The sequence below is a fragment of the Komagataeibacter sp. FXV3 genome, from assembly GCF_015155755.1.
In the GTDB taxonomy this organism is placed as follows: domain Bacteria; phylum Pseudomonadota; class Alphaproteobacteria; order Acetobacterales; family Acetobacteraceae; genus Komagataeibacter.
Genome location: NZ_VWPI01000095.1, coordinates 1 through 14,869, shown reverse-complemented (window position 1 = coordinate 14,869; position 14,869 = coordinate 1). Strand labels below are relative to the sequence as shown.

Annotated in this window: 16 protein-coding genes; 7 read left to right on the top strand and 9 right to left on the bottom strand. The window is 62.5% G+C overall.

Features of this window, described 5'->3' with window-relative positions; genetic code table 11:
- Positions 1 to 45: 45 nt before the first annotated feature.
- The 4 genes from F1542_RS09230 to F1542_RS09215 all read right to left on the bottom strand — a co-directional run bounded on the left by F1542_RS09230 (position 46) and on the right by F1542_RS09215 (position 2,373).
- Positions 46 to 288: a hypothetical protein gene (locus F1542_RS09230; RefSeq protein ID WP_193732775.1), complete on the bottom strand. Its 243-nt coding sequence runs from the start codon at positions 286 to 288 to the stop codon at positions 46 to 48.
- Between the two features lie 223 nt (positions 289 to 511).
- Positions 512 to 1,123, bottom strand: a complete 612-nt coding sequence (locus F1542_RS09225; RefSeq protein WP_193732778.1) for a hypothetical protein — start codon at positions 1,121 to 1,123, stop codon at positions 512 to 514.
- Between the two features lie 109 nt (positions 1,124 to 1,232).
- Positions 1,233 to 1,922, bottom strand: coding sequence for a YfdX family protein (locus F1542_RS09220; RefSeq protein ID WP_193732774.1), 690 nt, complete (start codon positions 1,920 to 1,922; stop codon positions 1,233 to 1,235).
- Positions 1,923 to 2,229: 307 nt separating this feature from the next.
- Positions 2,230 to 2,373, bottom strand: a complete 144-nt coding sequence (locus F1542_RS09215; RefSeq protein ID WP_193732779.1) for a hypothetical protein — start codon at positions 2,371 to 2,373, stop codon at positions 2,230 to 2,232.
- 6 nt (positions 2,374 to 2,379) lie between these two features.
- Here F1542_RS09215 and dinB point away from each other — a divergent pair, with 6 nt between their 5' ends.
- The gene (dinB, locus tag F1542_RS09210) at positions 2,380 to 3,423 is read left to right on the top strand and encodes a DNA polymerase IV (protein ID WP_253073258.1); all 1,044 of its coding nucleotides are present in this window, start codon (positions 2,380 to 2,382) and stop codon (positions 3,421 to 3,423) included.
- A gap of 206 nt (positions 3,424 to 3,629) precedes the next feature.
- Positions 3,630 to 4,325, top strand: coding sequence for an SDR family NAD(P)-dependent oxidoreductase (locus F1542_RS09205; RefSeq protein ID WP_193732772.1), 696 nt, complete (start codon positions 3,630 to 3,632; stop codon positions 4,323 to 4,325).
- Between the two features lie 42 nt (positions 4,326 to 4,367).
- On the opposite strand, the gene F1542_RS09200 is transcribed toward F1542_RS09205, so the two are convergent.
- The 3 genes from F1542_RS09200 to F1542_RS09190 form a co-directional block, all read right to left on the bottom strand.
- Entirely contained in the window at positions 4,368 to 4,973 is a 606-nt protein-coding gene (locus F1542_RS09200; protein WP_193732771.1) for a DUF1643 domain-containing protein, read from the bottom strand.
- Between the two features lie 97 nt (positions 4,974 to 5,070).
- Positions 5,071 to 6,357, bottom strand: a complete 1,287-nt coding sequence (locus F1542_RS09195; protein WP_193732770.1) for an FAD/NAD(P)-binding oxidoreductase — start codon at positions 6,355 to 6,357, stop codon at positions 5,071 to 5,073.
- Positions 6,358 to 6,414: 57 nt separating this feature from the next.
- Complete coding sequence (locus F1542_RS09190) at positions 6,415 to 7,338, bottom strand: MBL fold metallo-hydrolase (protein ID WP_193732769.1); 924 nt, start codon at positions 7,336 to 7,338, stop codon at positions 6,415 to 6,417.
- Positions 7,339 to 7,428: 90 nt separating this feature from the next.
- Here F1542_RS09190 and F1542_RS09185 point away from each other — a divergent pair, with 90 nt between their 5' ends.
- The 5 genes from F1542_RS09185 to F1542_RS09165 all read left to right on the top strand — a co-directional run bounded on the left by F1542_RS09185 (position 7,429) and on the right by F1542_RS09165 (position 12,818).
- Positions 7,429 to 8,100, top strand: coding sequence for a peroxiredoxin (locus tag F1542_RS09185; protein WP_193732768.1), 672 nt, complete (start codon positions 7,429 to 7,431; stop codon positions 8,098 to 8,100).
- Between the two features lie 6 nt (positions 8,101 to 8,106).
- A complete protein-coding gene (gene purU, locus F1542_RS09180; RefSeq protein WP_193732767.1) occupies positions 8,107 to 9,009 on the top strand; it encodes a formyltetrahydrofolate deformylase in 903 nt (300 codons plus the stop codon).
- A complete protein-coding gene (gene mntR, locus F1542_RS09175; protein ID WP_256431447.1) occupies positions 9,006 to 9,521 on the top strand; it encodes a manganese-binding transcriptional regulator MntR in 516 nt (171 codons plus the stop codon). Before purU ends, mntR begins: the two co-directional genes overlap by 4 nt.
- A 33-nt stretch (positions 9,522 to 9,554) precedes the next feature.
- Positions 9,555 to 10,895 carry a DUF763 domain-containing protein gene (locus F1542_RS09170; protein ID WP_193732766.1) on the top strand — a complete coding sequence of 447 codons (1,341 nt, stop codon included), beginning with the start codon at positions 9,555 to 9,557 and terminating at the stop codon, positions 10,893 to 10,895.
- Between the two features lie 93 nt (positions 10,896 to 10,988).
- Complete coding sequence (locus F1542_RS09165) at positions 10,989 to 12,818, top strand: ABC transporter ATP-binding protein (protein WP_227672617.1); 1,830 nt, start codon at positions 10,989 to 10,991, stop codon at positions 12,816 to 12,818.
- A 3-nt stretch (positions 12,819 to 12,821) separates the two neighbouring features.
- Here F1542_RS09165 and F1542_RS09160 read toward each other — a convergent pair whose 3' ends face one another.
- A complete protein-coding gene (locus F1542_RS09160; RefSeq protein ID WP_193732764.1) occupies positions 12,822 to 13,970 on the bottom strand; it encodes a retropepsin-like aspartic protease in 1,149 nt (382 codons plus the stop codon).
- On the bottom strand, positions 13,936 to 14,869 hold a 934-nt coding region (locus F1542_RS09155; protein WP_227672616.1), incomplete at its 5' end, for an ion channel. The genes F1542_RS09155 and F1542_RS09160, both read right to left, overlap by 35 nt.

Sequence of the window (14,869 nt, the reverse complement as noted above, 5' to 3'; positions counted from 1 at the left end):
GATCGGGTGCGGTACATGGATGTACCGCACCCGATCAGTAACGGCTCACACCAGTTTGGGACGGTGGTCGGCATAGACTATCATCTGCCACGCTTCCCGTGTGCCCAGCCGGTGTGGATGGGCATGGGCGGGGGGCAGGAGATGTCCTTCGCTTGCGGCAATTTCCACGCCACAGCCAACACAGCGGTAAATGCCGGAATGGGGTGCCACGGTGCGGGGGGGATGGATCTTGTCGAATTCAGGATCGGTCCACGTATCAACAAACTGTGCGGACTGATAGAGGGCCATCCCGTTCTCCATACTTTCCCATCGGCTGCCAAGGTTGTTCAACCTGTCAGAAGTGCTGTTAAAACAACATTTAGCATGCATGTTATGTTACGCCACCCTCTTCGGTCATCCATCCTTTCGGTAACTGAATGCAACGGCCCGGATGGGGCATATGGCATCGGTTAAGGAACGGTTCAGGACAGCCAGAGTATAAGGCAGTATATTATTTAAATTCGCGTAACACCTATCCCCCTGAACGCAGGGTCAGTGACTGGTCAATGGTCTGGGTAACAATGGCGTTCAGGCCGCCGTGGGCTGCGGTCCACTGGAACGGGTCGGCATCATTGTTGAATGTCGGGTCAAGCTGGTTATTGGTGACCGTGCCATAGACCTGAAAATACATGTCGGGACGGGCCGGAATGGTATCCATTGTCCATGTCCAGTCATCGGACAGCAGGGCCGTCGCACCAATGCGCGCGCAGGGATGGGCACGGGACAGGGTCACCGCCGTCGTGGTCATAAGGGCTGCCTGCGGACGGTGATAATCGCCATCCCCCCCGATATCTTCCATCTGCAGCTGCCGGCGGCGGGTTTCTTCCGCAGGCGGGATATTGCGCCACCCATCCCCGTCGGGGGCGGCATGGGCACGATCCAGCGGATCAGATGCTGGCCCGAAGGCATGCCCGGCATAACTCAGTGCCGTACCGGCGGGCACATGGACCGGACCCCGCGCCGGGGCATCCTGCACAAAGGCGTTTTCGACCGCGTGCTGTTGCAGGCACAGTTCGATTTCGCCACCTGCCCATGCGGGCCGGGCCGACAGGGCGGCACAGGCCAGGCCGACATATGCGGCCATGCGCCAGGCGGCCCGCGGCCGGTCAGGCAGGCGATGCTGCTTCCCGGTCAGGGAAGCAGCATGTGACGTAAGCATGCGATGCATGAAAACGACCGGAAACGACCGCGTATCAGTGGGCGGATTTCTTGCCGCTACCCTGGCCCGCAGGGGAACCGACCATGTCTTCGGATACGAAACGGATGCTGTTCTGGGCTTCCTGCAGTGCGCTGTCAGCACCCTTGGTGTCCTTGCCCGCCAGCAGGTTGGATGCACGGTAGACATCGCTTGCGCTCAGATCCAGCGGGGCGATGGCCAGGACGAAGTCAACATCCACGGCCGCGATCTGCAGGTTCTGTGCCGCCTGTGCGGTCTGGCCCTTGTTCAGGCTGGTATTGGCGGACGCCACGGCCGAACCCTTGGTGGATGTGGGTTCAAGGTCTTCGGTCACGATATATTCGCCATCAACCGGCAGCCATGCGACAGGCTGGGTGGAAGCCGAGGCGGAGGGTGCGGGCGCGCCGGCCGGTGCCTTCTTGGGCGGGGTCAGCTGGGCTTCAGCCTTCATGAACACCTTGTTGTCACTCTTGGCGCGGGTCAGGGCATTGTTGGCGTCGGTCAGCAGCTTGGCCGCACCGGCGGGGTCGTTATTGGCCAGCGCGGTGCGGGCCATGGCGATATCGTCAAACGCGCGGCTGCCATCAGCCGACAGCTTGGCGAAGTCACGGTTGACGGCACGGCCGTTGGAAGGGGCGGCATGGGCAACACCCAGCGCGGATCCCATCACCAGGGCGGCGGCGGGCAGTAAGGCAAATTTCTTCATGGTTCATATCTCCGGTCTCTGTCATTGCATCATCGCGCGGCGCCAGATGTAACAAAAGATGTAGCAACGCAATGCGGCTGCCCTGTCTTCGCATGTCAGGCCTGACCGGGCGCAATCATGTAAAAATGCGGTATGGTCATGTTTCAGCCATGCGTTAGTATGAATACAGTGCCGTTCCGGTCTGGAACGGACCTGTCTATCAAGGAATGAATTATGTCTGAATGTACAACCAAGTGCCCTTCCAAGTCCCCTTGCCTCAAGGGCATCCTGGTTCTTGGCGCGATTGCCGGTGTTATCGCGTATTTCCTTAAGAAGAAGAAGTGCAACGGCTGATCTGCCGTAATGTCGCGCCGACCATGCCCCATCGGGGCGTGGTCGCGCGCGGCACGCCCTGCTGCCGGGCCTGTGGTGCGCCGTGACGCAGCAGCCAGAGTACCGCCGTATCATCCATGTGGACATGGATGCATTCTATGCCTCGGTTGAACAGCGCGATGATCCCGCCCTGCGGGGCAGGCCCCTTGCGGTAGGGGGCGTGGGCCGCCGTGGCGTGGTTGCCGCCGCCAGTTACGAAGCCCGCCGTTTCGGTATCCGTTCGGCCATGCCATCCGTGACCGCGCTGCGTAAATGTCCCGACCTGCTGTTCGTACCACCGCGCTTTGATGTCTATCGTGCGGTCTCGGCACAGGTGCATGACATTTTTTCGCGTTTTACCCCGCTGATCCAGCCGCTTTCGCTTGATGAAGCCTATCTGGATGTCACGCATCCCTTGCAGCCCTATCCATCCGCCACGGCGATTGCGCAGGCCATTCGTGACCTTATCCGCGAAGAGACGGGCCTGACCGCATCCGCAGGCGTGTCCTACAATAAATTCCTGGCCAAGCTGGCATCGGATTATCGCAAACCGGACGGGCAGTTTGTCATAACGCCGCGCATGGGCGCCGATTTTGTAGCAGTGCTGCCGGTGGAGGAATTCCACGGCATCGGCCCGGCCACGGCGGCGCGGATGCATGCGCTGGGCATTCGCACGGGGCTGGACCTGCGTCAGCAGCCACTGTCCCGCCTGCTGCGGCATTTTGGCAAGGCGGCGGATTTCTATTACGGCATTGCGCGCGGAATTGATGAACGTCCTGTCGAGGTCAACCGCCCGCGCCGTTCGGTAGGGGCTGAAAAAACGTTCGAAGCCGATATCCATGACTGGCCTGCGGCATGCAATATTGTAGCAGACCTGTCGGCACGGGTCTGGGACCGCTGCACTGCCCGCAGCCTGACGGGTGTTACCGTGACCATAAAGGTGAAATACAACGATTTCCGCCAGATTGTGCGCGGGCGCACGGCTGCGGAACCGGTGCGGGATACGACCGACCTGACAGATCGCGCGCAGGCGCTGCTGGCCCCGTGCTTTCCCCCGCCACGGGGCATAAGACTGCTGGGCGTTACCGTATCGGGACTGCGTGCGCGCAATACGCAGCCTGCGCCCCGGCAACTGGCGTTGTTCGGATAATAAAGAAGTTTTTTGATGAAGCTCTTTTTAAAAAGCTTCAAAGAACGTCGCCTTTTTTGAACAAAGATGACACCCAAAACTTTTATTTACTTAAGGGAATGACGGCTTCGCGTTCATTGCGTAATGCATATGAATTCGTCAGATCGTTCATCATGTGAAAGGATGGAACCTGTATCGATAACAAACAGGATGCAGGAAAAACCTAAATGGTAGAGTCCCGACGGGTCATTATGGTTTCAGGTGCCGCGCGTGGCATGGGGGCCGCCATCGCCCGCAAATTTCATGATGAAGGCTGGTGCGTCAGCCTTGGCATGCGCACCCCCCACATGCCCGCGTGGGCGGATGGGGAACGTGTGCTGGTTTCCAGCTATGACGCACTTGATGCCATGACCGAAGCGGCATGGGTAAAGGAAACACAGGCCCGCTTCGGACGGATTGATGCCGTTGTGGCCAATGCGGGCATTGGCACGTGGAAAAGCGTCATCGACATTTCCGAACGTGATATGGACGACATGCTGGAAGTCCATATCAAAAGCCCTCGCAGGCTTGTGGCCGCCGCGTGGGACCAGCTGGTGGCCTGTGGGCAGGGACGGGTGATCGTTATCGGCTCACTGTCCAGCAAGCGGGTTTATGATGCGGATTCGGGGGCCTATGCCGTGTCCAAATTCGGGTCGCTGGCGCTGGCGCACGCCATCCGCCACGCAGGTTTTGACCATGGCATCCGTTCCACCGTCATCTGCCCCGGATTCGTCAAGACGGATATGGTGGCCGGTATGATGCCAGACCTGAAAATGACCCCGCCAGAGGAAATCGGCCGCATTGCCCATTTCCTTGTTACATCCCCCAACGAGGTCAGCATTTCCGAAGTGCCGGTCAACTGCCGGGCGGAAGAAAGCTTCTGACCGGCCGGCCTGCCACTGCCCGCCGCATGCCCTTCGGGATGTTCAGGCGGGTGGATAGGCGGGCAGGGGTTCAGGGCGCAGGTCGGCGGGCAAGTATAACGGGTGTTCCGGCCGGTCCGAACGGCGGCTCAGGCGCATGGCGCTGACGGTAATGCCATGCTGCTGGAGCATCCGCACCACTTCCGGCCCGCGTGGCAGCAGGCTCCTGATCTGGGGGGAGCCATAGGCGGCGATCACCAGATCGGCCCGGCGCGCCATGTCCAGCAGGTGGCGGTCATTATCGGGACCAACCGGGTCGGGCACTTCCGTCAGGCGTTTCTGGTCGGTGCAGCGATAGGCGAACGTGTTGCCCACCAGCAGCGTGCCGTAGCCCCATGCGCGGGCATAACGCTGGCATTTGGCCACGGTGCGGTCATCCCCGTCCTCGGTTGCGACCGACGGGTTCATCATCAGCCACATGACAGCGGGGCGATCCGCATTCCACGTGCGCGTCAGTTCATAGCGGTAGCATCTGTCCGGGCCGCCATAGACGGCATGGCTGACCACATCATCGGCCAGGCGTAGCGGACGGGAAGATCCCACATGGTGGGTGGAGGACGGCTTGGTATCCATGCCCGTATTCATACGCATGGCCGCGTGAAGGTCCATCCCATGCGAGCATGCATCATGTCATCGGATAAAAAGAATGCCGCCTTTTTGAAAAAAGGCGGCACCCAAAAACTTTTGTTGCTTTTTTATCAGTCAATCAGCGCGGCGTGCCGATCTTGTGGGGGGCGACCATGATTTCGCGGCCCTTGAGCATGCCATCCCAATACAGTACCGGCATGACCCATTCCTTCAGCATCCATGCCAGATGCGTGGGCTTGCGGCCATCAAGCAGCCATGTCGGCAGGGTCGGCTCCAGCTTGCCGCCATAACCGAATTCCGCCAGCACGATCTTCCCGCGTTCGACCGTCAGCGGGCATGCGCCGTAACCGTCGTAGTCGGCGACGGCGGGCTTGTGGTCCAGCGTAGCCAGCACGTTGACCGCAACCACCGGGGCCTGCACGCGCACGGCGGCCGCCGTCTTGGCGTTGGACGTGCCCGCCACGTCACCCAGTGCGAACACGTTTTCATATTTCGTATGCCGCAGGGTGGCGGGATCAACCGATACCCAGCCGCCTTCACCCGCCAGCGGGCTGTTGCGGATCACATCCGGCGCGCGCTGGGGCGGGACGACATGCAGCATGTCGAATTCCGTCTCGGTCGTGGTCTTGGTGCCGTCCTCGGCCACGTTGGTGAAGGTGGCGATCCGGTTCTTGCCATCCACCTTCGTCAGGTTGGATTTCAGGCGCAGGTCGATATGATAGCGCTGGATGTATTCCATCAGTGCCGGCACGTATTCCTTAACCCCGAACAGGCCCGGCGTGGCGGTGTGGAAGGAGACATTGATATTGTCGGCCAGCCCCCGCCTGCGCCATGCGTCACAGGCCAGGTACATGGCCTTCTGCGGCGCGCCCGCGCATTTGATCGGCATGGGCGGCTGGGTGAACACGGCATTGCCCCGGCCCAGCGTCTGCACCAGCTGCCACGTGTAGGGGGCAAGGTCATAACGGTAGTTGGAGGTCACGCCATTGCGGCCCAGCGTTTCGCTCAGCCCCTCGATCCCGTCCCAGTCCAGCGTCAGGCCGGTTGCGACCACCAGGATGTCGTAGCGGATGGACGACCCGTTCGACAGGTGCACAAGATTGGAGTCGGGTTCGAACCCGGTCGCCGCCGCCTGTATCCAGTCCGCACCGGCGGGGATCAGCCGCTTTTCCGAACGCCGCGTCTGGGACTGCTTGAATACGCCACCCCCCACCAGCGTCCAGCCCGGCTGGTAGAAATGCGATCCCGACGGTTCGATGATCGCGACCGTGATACCGCCCCGGCGCTTGAGAATGCTGGCAGCCGTGGACAGGCCGGCCGCCCCGCCGCCTACCACGACGACATCATAGGTCAGCCCGTGCGCGGGGCTGGACAGGTTCGGGGTGGCTGGGTCGGTATCTGTCATGAAGGGTCTCCGTAACTCAGAATGAAAAACCGGCGCTAATCGACTGTAACAGGGATGTCATGAACCGCTGACCGGGATTTTGATATAACTTACACCATTGTCTTCCGGTTCGGGCAGGTGCCCGCCACGCATGTTGACCTGCACCGAAGGCATGATCAGGTTCGGCAGCGACAGCGTGGCATCGCGTGCGGTGCGCATTTTGACGAAAGCATCTTCATCCACGCCGTCATGAACGTGGACATTGTCGTGCCGTTCCGCGCCGATTGTGGTTTCCCACGCATATTCATCGCGTCCCGGCGCCTTGTAGTCATGGCATAGGAAGACGCGGGTTTCCTCAGGCAGCGACAGCAGCCGCCGGATGGAATGATACAGCATGCGGGCGTCGCCCCCGGGAAAATCAGCGCGCGCCGTGCCGTAATCGGGCATGAACAGCGTATCACCGATAAAGGCTGCGTCCCCGATCACATACGCCATGTCCGCGGGCGTGTGGCCGGGCACATGCAGGGCGATGGCGGGCAGCGAACCCAGCATGAACTGCGTCCCGTCGCTGAACAGGCGGTCGAACTGCGACCCGTCGCGCGCGAAACGCGTGCCCGCGTTGAACATTTTGCCAAATATGTCCTGGACACGGATGATGGATTCCCCGATCCCCAGCCTGCCGCCCAGCCGTTCCTGCAGCCAGGGGGCGGCGGAAAGATGGTCGGCATGGACATGCGTTTCCAGCAGCCATTCCACCTTCAGCTTTTCCGCCGTCACGTAATCCACGATTTCCTGCGCCATGGCGTGATCGGTCTGGCCGGATGCGGGATCATAGTCCATTACGCTGTCCACGATGGCGCAGGCCATGGTGGCGGGGTCATGGACAACATGGGTGGCGGTGAAGGTCGGGTTGTCAAAAAACGTCCTGACAACAGGCACGTGGCCCGTGGCGCGGCATGTTGTGATCTGGCTGGTTGCGGCCGCGATGACAGGGTCGGTCATGGAATGTCTTCCATACTTTATGAATTACATAATAAATGTATGTTATAAGATGGCTTGCGTCAAGGCGCGACAGATGCAAAAGGGCAGGGTATGAGCAATGAGGGAAGCATACCCGCAACCGGCGGCATGACCGAACCCCGCCCGTTGCGTATCGGTGACGTGGCGCCGGACTTTCAGGCGCGTACCACGAAAGGTGAGATGCGCCTGTCGGATTTCCGTGGTCGCTGGCTGCTGTTTTTCTCGCATCCGGCGGATTTCACGCCGGTCTGCACCAGCGAATTCATGGCGCTGGCCAAGGCGCAGGACCGTTTCGACGCGCTGGACTGCGCCCTGCTGGGGCTGTCGGTTGACAGCCTGTACGCGCATCTGGCGTGGCTGGAGACGATATACGAACGCTTCGGGGTCGAAATTCCCTTTCCGCTGGTGGAAGACCCTTCCATGGCGGTATGCCGCGCCTATGGCATGCTGGACCAGACCGCGCAGAACAGTGCCACCGTGCGGGCGTGCTACGTGATCGACCCCGATGGCATCATCCGTGCCGTGATATGGTATCCCATGTCCGTTGGCCGCTCGGTCGAGGAACTGCTCCGCCTTGTCGAAGCCCTGCGCCGCAGCGCGGGCAACACCATCATGACACCCGAAGGCTGGGTGCCGGGCGGCGATGTGGTCAGGCCCGTGCCTACCACGCAGGCTGGTGTGCGCAAGGCCACGGGCGAATGCTGGTTTTACAACACCGTGCCCGATACGGGCCGCACGCGCTAGCGCGCCATGCCCGGCAATGGGGAAATGATGCCCGACCACAAGAACCGCGACCGCCGTTCCTATATCCTGACGCTGTCATGCCCGAACCGTCCGGGCATTGTCGCCGCGATCAGCCACACGCTGTTCGAACTGGGGGGGGATATCGCGGGCGCCCAGCAGTTTGATGAACGCGAAAGCCGTATCTTCTTCATGCGCGTCGTGTTCAGCGTGCCGGCCGATGGCATCGCGCGCGGGGGGCTGGACGTGGCGCTGGCTCAGGTCGCGGCGCGGTTTGGCATGAAATGGTCGCTGCGTGAAAACCCGCGTCCCACCCGCACCGTCATCATGGTCTCGCGCTTTGACCATTGCCTTGTTGACCTGCTGTACCGCTGGCGCATTGGCGAACTGGCCATCGAACCGGTGGCCATCATCGCCAACCATCCCCGGCAGACCTATGCCCATATCGATCTGGACGGCATCCCGTTCCATTACCTGCCGGTGACCGCCGCCACGCGCGGGGAACAGGAAGCCCGCATTGCGGATATCGTGCGCGAGACGGATGCCGAACTGGTGGTGCTGGCACGGTACATGCAGATCCTGTCCGATGGCATGAGCGAATGGCTCACCGGTCGCTGCATCAACATCCATCATTCCTTCCTGCCCGGCTTCAAGGGGGCGAAGCCCTATCACCAGGCCTTTGCGCGCGGTGTGAAGCTGATCGGGGCCACGGCCCATTTCGTAACGCCCGACCTGGATGAAGGCCCGATCATCGAACAGGATGTCGAACGCATCACCCATGCCGACAGCCCCGATGACCTGATCCGCAAGGGGCGGGATATCGAACGCCGGGTGCTGGCCCGCGCCGTGCGGTACTTTACCGAATGCCGGGTCATTCCCAACGGGCACAAGACGATCGTGTTCAATCCATGATGCCAGCGGGCCACGGTGGCGGGGGGCGGCCGCCGCGCGATCCGCGCCCGCAACCCATGCCGGACGCCGACATGCAGTCCGCCGGTTTCCGCCAGGCACGACTGGCGCGCAAGACTGCCCTGATCGAGGATTATGTCGAACTGATCGATGACCTGCTCAATGACGGGCAGGAAGCGCGACAGGTGGATATCGCGGCGCGGCTTGGGGTCTCGCAGCCCACGGTGGCGAAGATGCTGGTGCGGCTGGAGGCGGACGGGCTGGTGACGCGCCGTCCCTATCGCGGCATTTTCCTGACCGATGCCGGGCATGACATGGCGGCGCTGAGCCGCGCGCGGCACCATACGGTTGAACGCTTCCTGTGCGCGCTGGGTATCAGTGAAGCCAATGCGCGTATTGATGCCGAGGGCATGGAGCATTATGTGGGCGCTGAAACGCTGGATGCCTTCCGCCATGCGCTGGATGCGGGCCTTGCCACATTCATGAAAACCGCCCGGAAGCACCGCCACGACTGATTCCCGACGGGGTCAGGCCACAGGGGGAACGTCATGACCAGACGCGCAGGCTCCGCCGACCTGCCGCTGCATACCGGCCGCGTGCCTGCGTGGCTGGGGCAGCGCATGGCGCGCCTTGGCGCGGTCATCACGCAGGCGATCATCCATCATTATGGGCGCGATGAATTCCTGCGCCGCCTTGCCCATCCCTTCTGGTTCCAGTCCTTTGGCGCGGTCATGGGCATGGACTGGCATTCATCAGGCATGACCACCAGCGTGATCGGGGCGCTCAAGCGCGGGCTGGCCCCGTTGCAGGATGAACTGGGCCTGTATGTATGCGGTGGCCGGGGGCGCCATTCCCGCCGTACGCCTGATGAACTGCTGGATGTGGGGCAGGCGACCGGCCTTGACGCCACCCCGCTGGTGGCGACCAGCCGCATGGTGGCCAAGGTGGACAGTGCCGCCGTGCAGGACGGATTCGACCTGTACCTGCATGGTTTCGTGGTGGCGGCGGATGGTCGGTGGTGCGTGGTCCAGCAGGGCATGCATACCGGTCGGCGCATGGCGCGGCGCTATCACTGGCTGTCCGAAGGGCTGGAGAACTTTGTCGAGGCCCCGCACACGGCCATTGATGGCCGCGCCACGAAGTCTGCGATCATGAACCTGACTGACCGGCGGGCCGATGCCTCGCGCCGGGGACAGGTGGGGCTGCTGCATGACATGGGACCTGACAGGCTGACACGCGCGCTCATGCGTATCGAGGGACGGCCACCTCAGCCCGTGCCCGCGCAGGGGGAGCTGCCGCACCTGTCCATGCCCGGTCACCATGATGTCCAGCCGCAGGATGTGAACATGCGTCGCCTGCATGGTGCGCTGGCCGCGGCGGCGGAAGCGGGGCCACGGGATTTTGCGGGCCTGTTGCGTGTGCCCGGCGTGGGCGCGCGGACCGTGCGCGCGCTGGCGCTGGTGGCGGAGGTCGTGCACGGCGCGCCGTGCCGTTTTTCCGATCCCGCGCGGTTTTCGCTGGCCCATGGTGGCAAGGACCGCCATCCCTATCCCGTGCCGGTGGCGGTATATGACCGCACGCTGTCGGTCATGAAGGCGGCGGTAACGGCGGCGAAGCTGGGGCGGGAGGAACGGCTGGACGCCATCCGCAGGCTGGATACGGCCGCACGCCGTCTGGAGCGGGACGCAACTGGTCCCAGCTTTTCCGCCATCATGGCGGAGGAATACAACCGTTCACACGAATATGGCGGCCGGTCGGTGTTCGGATATGAACCACCGCCGCCCCGGCGGGTTTCAGAAGAAGGGCAGGGAAATCGGGTCATGCGCCATGATGGCCAGCCACAGGACCAGCAGGGACATGATGGTGATGCGTCCCGCCACTCGGGATAGGGGTACGTCTGTCATGCAGTCATGATACCGGGCCGAATACGGCAGAAATACGGACCAACCCGTTCGCCACGCCTGGAGGGCAGCATCACATCCATGACTGTAATTGATCCCCGTCTGCCGCATCCGGCAGACCCCGGTCCCGCGCCCGATATGGCGGGGATGGCCGACCTGCAGCGTTACCGGCATCACCCGCTTGCGTTCATTTTCCATTACGTGCGCCTGCATGTGCGCTGGCATGTCATCATTGTCAGCGCGATTGCGGTGGCGGTCGCATGCAATGTGGGCATGTCCGCCATCATCCGCCACCTGGTCAACGGCATGACGCAGGGCGGACAGGGGATGGGGGCTGTATGGGTGTCCATCATCCTGTTCTGCGCCACCATCATCTGTGACAACGCGGCATGGCGTGTCGCGGGGTGGATGGCGTCGGGCGTGTTCGTGCGCGTGGGCGGCGATGTGCGCCAGGACCTGTTCCGGTATCTGACCGGCCATGCCGCGACCTATTTCGCGGACCGGCTGTCCGGTGCGCTGGCGGCGCGTGTATCGGCGGCGGCGGGCGCGGTGGTGGCGCTGGAAAACATGGCGGCGTGGAACCTGCTGCCGTCGGTGCTTAACCTTGTGCTGGCCATTGTCACCCTTGGCACCGTCAGCCCGTGGATGGCGCTGGTACTGGTGGGCATGACCCTGCTGCTGGGTCTGGGCATATACAGGCTGGCGGGACGGGGACAGTTCCTGCATCTGTCCTATGCCGCCGAGGCGGCGGAGGTGGACGGCGAAATGCTGGATGTGATGCAGAACCTGCCGCTGGTGCGCGCCTATGGCATGATCGGTTCCGAACATGGTCGCATGCGCAGGCGCATCCAGGTGGAAACGGGCATGCACAGCCGTTCGCTGCGGTACATGGAACAGCTGCGCATGATCCATTCCACCGTTACCGCCTTCATGACCACGGGGCTGCTGGTCTGGGCGGTGGAACTGTGGCGCATGCACCGGGCCACGACCGGGGATGTGGTGATGGTGACGACACTGGGGTTCCTGATCCTGAACTGCACGCGTGACCTTGCCTTTTCCATGGTCGAGGCCATGAAGCATGTCACCCGCCTGTCTGAAACCCTGGGCCACCTGCTGGTGCCGCATGAACGCAGCGGCGTCATGGAATCCAGGATCCTGCCACCCACGGCGTGCCGGGGGCATGTGCGGCTGCGCGATGTCAGCTTTGCCTATCCCGGCAGTCCGCCCGTCCTGTCGCATTTTGACCTGGATATTCCGGCAGGCAGCCGTGTCGGGCTGGTAGGCGTGTCGGGATCGGGCAAAAGCACGGTCCTTGCCCTGCTGCAGCGCCAGCGTTTCGTGCAGGCGGGGGCGGTGGAAATGGATGGCATCAACATTCTGGAACTGGATGAGGCCAGCCTGCGCGCCACCATGGCAGTCGTGCCGCAGGATGTGTACCTGCTGCGCCGTTCGGTAGGGGAAAACATCCGCTATGGCCGCCCTGACGCCACCGATGCGGAAGTCCGCGCGGCGGCGGAGGCTGCACGATGCACCGGCTTTATTGCCGCCATGCCACGCGGGTTTGATACCGTGGTGGGGGAACGGGGCGTGATGCTGTCGGGCGGACAGCGCCAGCGTATTGCCATTGCGCGCGCCTTCCTGCGCAATGCGCCGGTGCTGATTCTGGATGAAGCGACCAGTGCGCTGGATGGTGAAAGCGAGCGCCATGTCCATGCTGCCCTTGAACGGCTGATGGTTGGGCGTACCGTGATCGCGGTGGCGCACCGCCTGTCCACGCTGCGGGGATTCGATCGAATTGTAGTGATGGAGAAGGGACGCATCGCCCAGCAGGGCAGCATGGCGGAACTGGAACGCGTGCCCGGTCCCTATCGTGACAGGTTGCTGCCCATGGGCGGCGACCTGCCGGCATAAAGGTCAGTGCGCGGCGGCGGGGGGGACTGGCCTGTCCGTTGGTACCAGCAGGGTGTTATTGCCCGTGGACGGTGGTGGGGTTTCAACCATTCGGGCGATGGCGGTGCGCGTGCTCAGCACGCCATGGGTGGCCTGCCCCCGGTCATCCGGCATGTCCTGCTGTGGCGTCATGAAGACCATGCCCTGTGGAAACGCCATCAGGACCCGCCTGCGACGCAGGAAGTTCATGCCCAGGACGCTGTAGCTGGTCTTTTCCACATTTACGTCCAGGCTCAGGCCCTGCCATGCCCCCAGCGTGACATTATCGAAATGATGCCGCCGCCCATTGAGGATCTTGCCCGCATTGGTACGCACGTGCATGTCCGTATGCAGCATGGCGCTGGTCAGGCCCAGCGCACGCGCATCCCTGCGTGAAAGGGAGGAAATGTCAGCTCCCGGTTCAACCTCCATCCGCACGGACCGGTCTCCCACCCGCAGGGCCACCCCGGTCATCCGCCCCGTGGAATCGGGCAGCAGCGGCAGCGCCGTAATGTCTGCCCCCAGCCAGTCACGCATTGGCGGGCACGCCCTGTCCTCGCGTGGCAGGAACAGGACCATGCGCCGGGCCGGGAAATCGAACAGCACGTCATAATTACCCAGCACGTCATATCCGATAATCCCCAGCACGGGCCGGTCGTTGATATGGGGCAGGCCGACTCCCTCCAGCAGTGCAGGCACGTTTTCCGCCATGCCGTTGTTTATGCGCATGGTGTTCAGTGTGGTGGTGTAGGTGGTGTCCTCACCTGCGATGGTCTGGACGTTTATGATGGATTCCGGTGGGAAATCATGCGGGGTGGCGGCGTAAACGCCCACCCTGTCCTGCGTCACGCTGATATAGGACAGCCCGTCCATCGTGTTGAAGGTGACGGGAATGATGGGGCTGCCGCTATTGGTCAGCAGCGGGGCCGTGATGACATGGACGATACAGGCGGCGGGCAGGCCGTATGCCAGTTCCGGCGGGGCTTCAGGCGCGGGTGGGGCATGGTCATGGTGGGCGGGACGGGCATGGACGGATCCCGCGCAGGCCATGATGCCCATGGCGCACGCGCCCGCGCGCAGGATGCGCGGCGGATGAAGGTCAGTCAGGCTGGTCAGCCAGGTATTCCGCCACATCGGCTGCTGCGTCCTGCGGCGATTCGGTCTGGTCGAAACGGGTGTAGTCAACGGTGATCCGTCCATCAGGCCCGGCGTTTATGATATCCACGAAGCGATGGTTATAAAGCATACGGTCAAACCCGTAAGCGGAGCGAGCGAATACTGTCTGGCCGGATGCTTCGTCCGTGCCGGTCAGGCTGACGATGATTTCCGCCTCCTGTGCCGACAGGTCGGTTTCGGTCATGTTGTATAGGGGGCTGTCCTTATCAATCACATGCGTGGGCGTGCAGGCAAAGCGCAGGACCGGCACATGCGCCTGCTGTAGCGGCAGGGGATCGAATTGCCGCACCACCCGACCCGCGGGGGTGCGGATCAGACGGGCCAGTGCGCATTCCACATCCACCGACAGGATCGGGCTGCGCCTGCAGTTGGCAATGCGGATATCAAGGTGAAGCTGGTTGTTTTCCCGCAGGATGAGCGCCTTGTGGCTGAACATTACCCGGGCGCGTGGCCGTGAAAAACGCGCGAAGATCAGCCCCGTCGCCAGGGCGTTGATCATCATGCCGCCCAGTACCTCCACCGTTGCGATCAGGTTGGCGGTACGGCTGACGGGGATCATGCCGCCATAGCCGACGGTGGACAGGGTCTGCACGCTGAAAAAGAAGAAATCGGCGAAGCTGTGTGGATGCGTGCCGCTGATTCCGTTGCTGTCCGCCATGTACAACAGGGCGAACAGCAGGTTGATGCCAACGTAAACCAGCAGGGAGCCGTAGAAGAACGTACTCCACGGCGCGGTCAGGGCGTGGTGATAGAAATCGGACCAGATGCGGTCAACCTGCCCCACGCGTATGATCGTATCATCGCCCCTGTCCTCCAGACGGTGGGGATTCGGGGGCGATGACGGACGGGATGGGGAC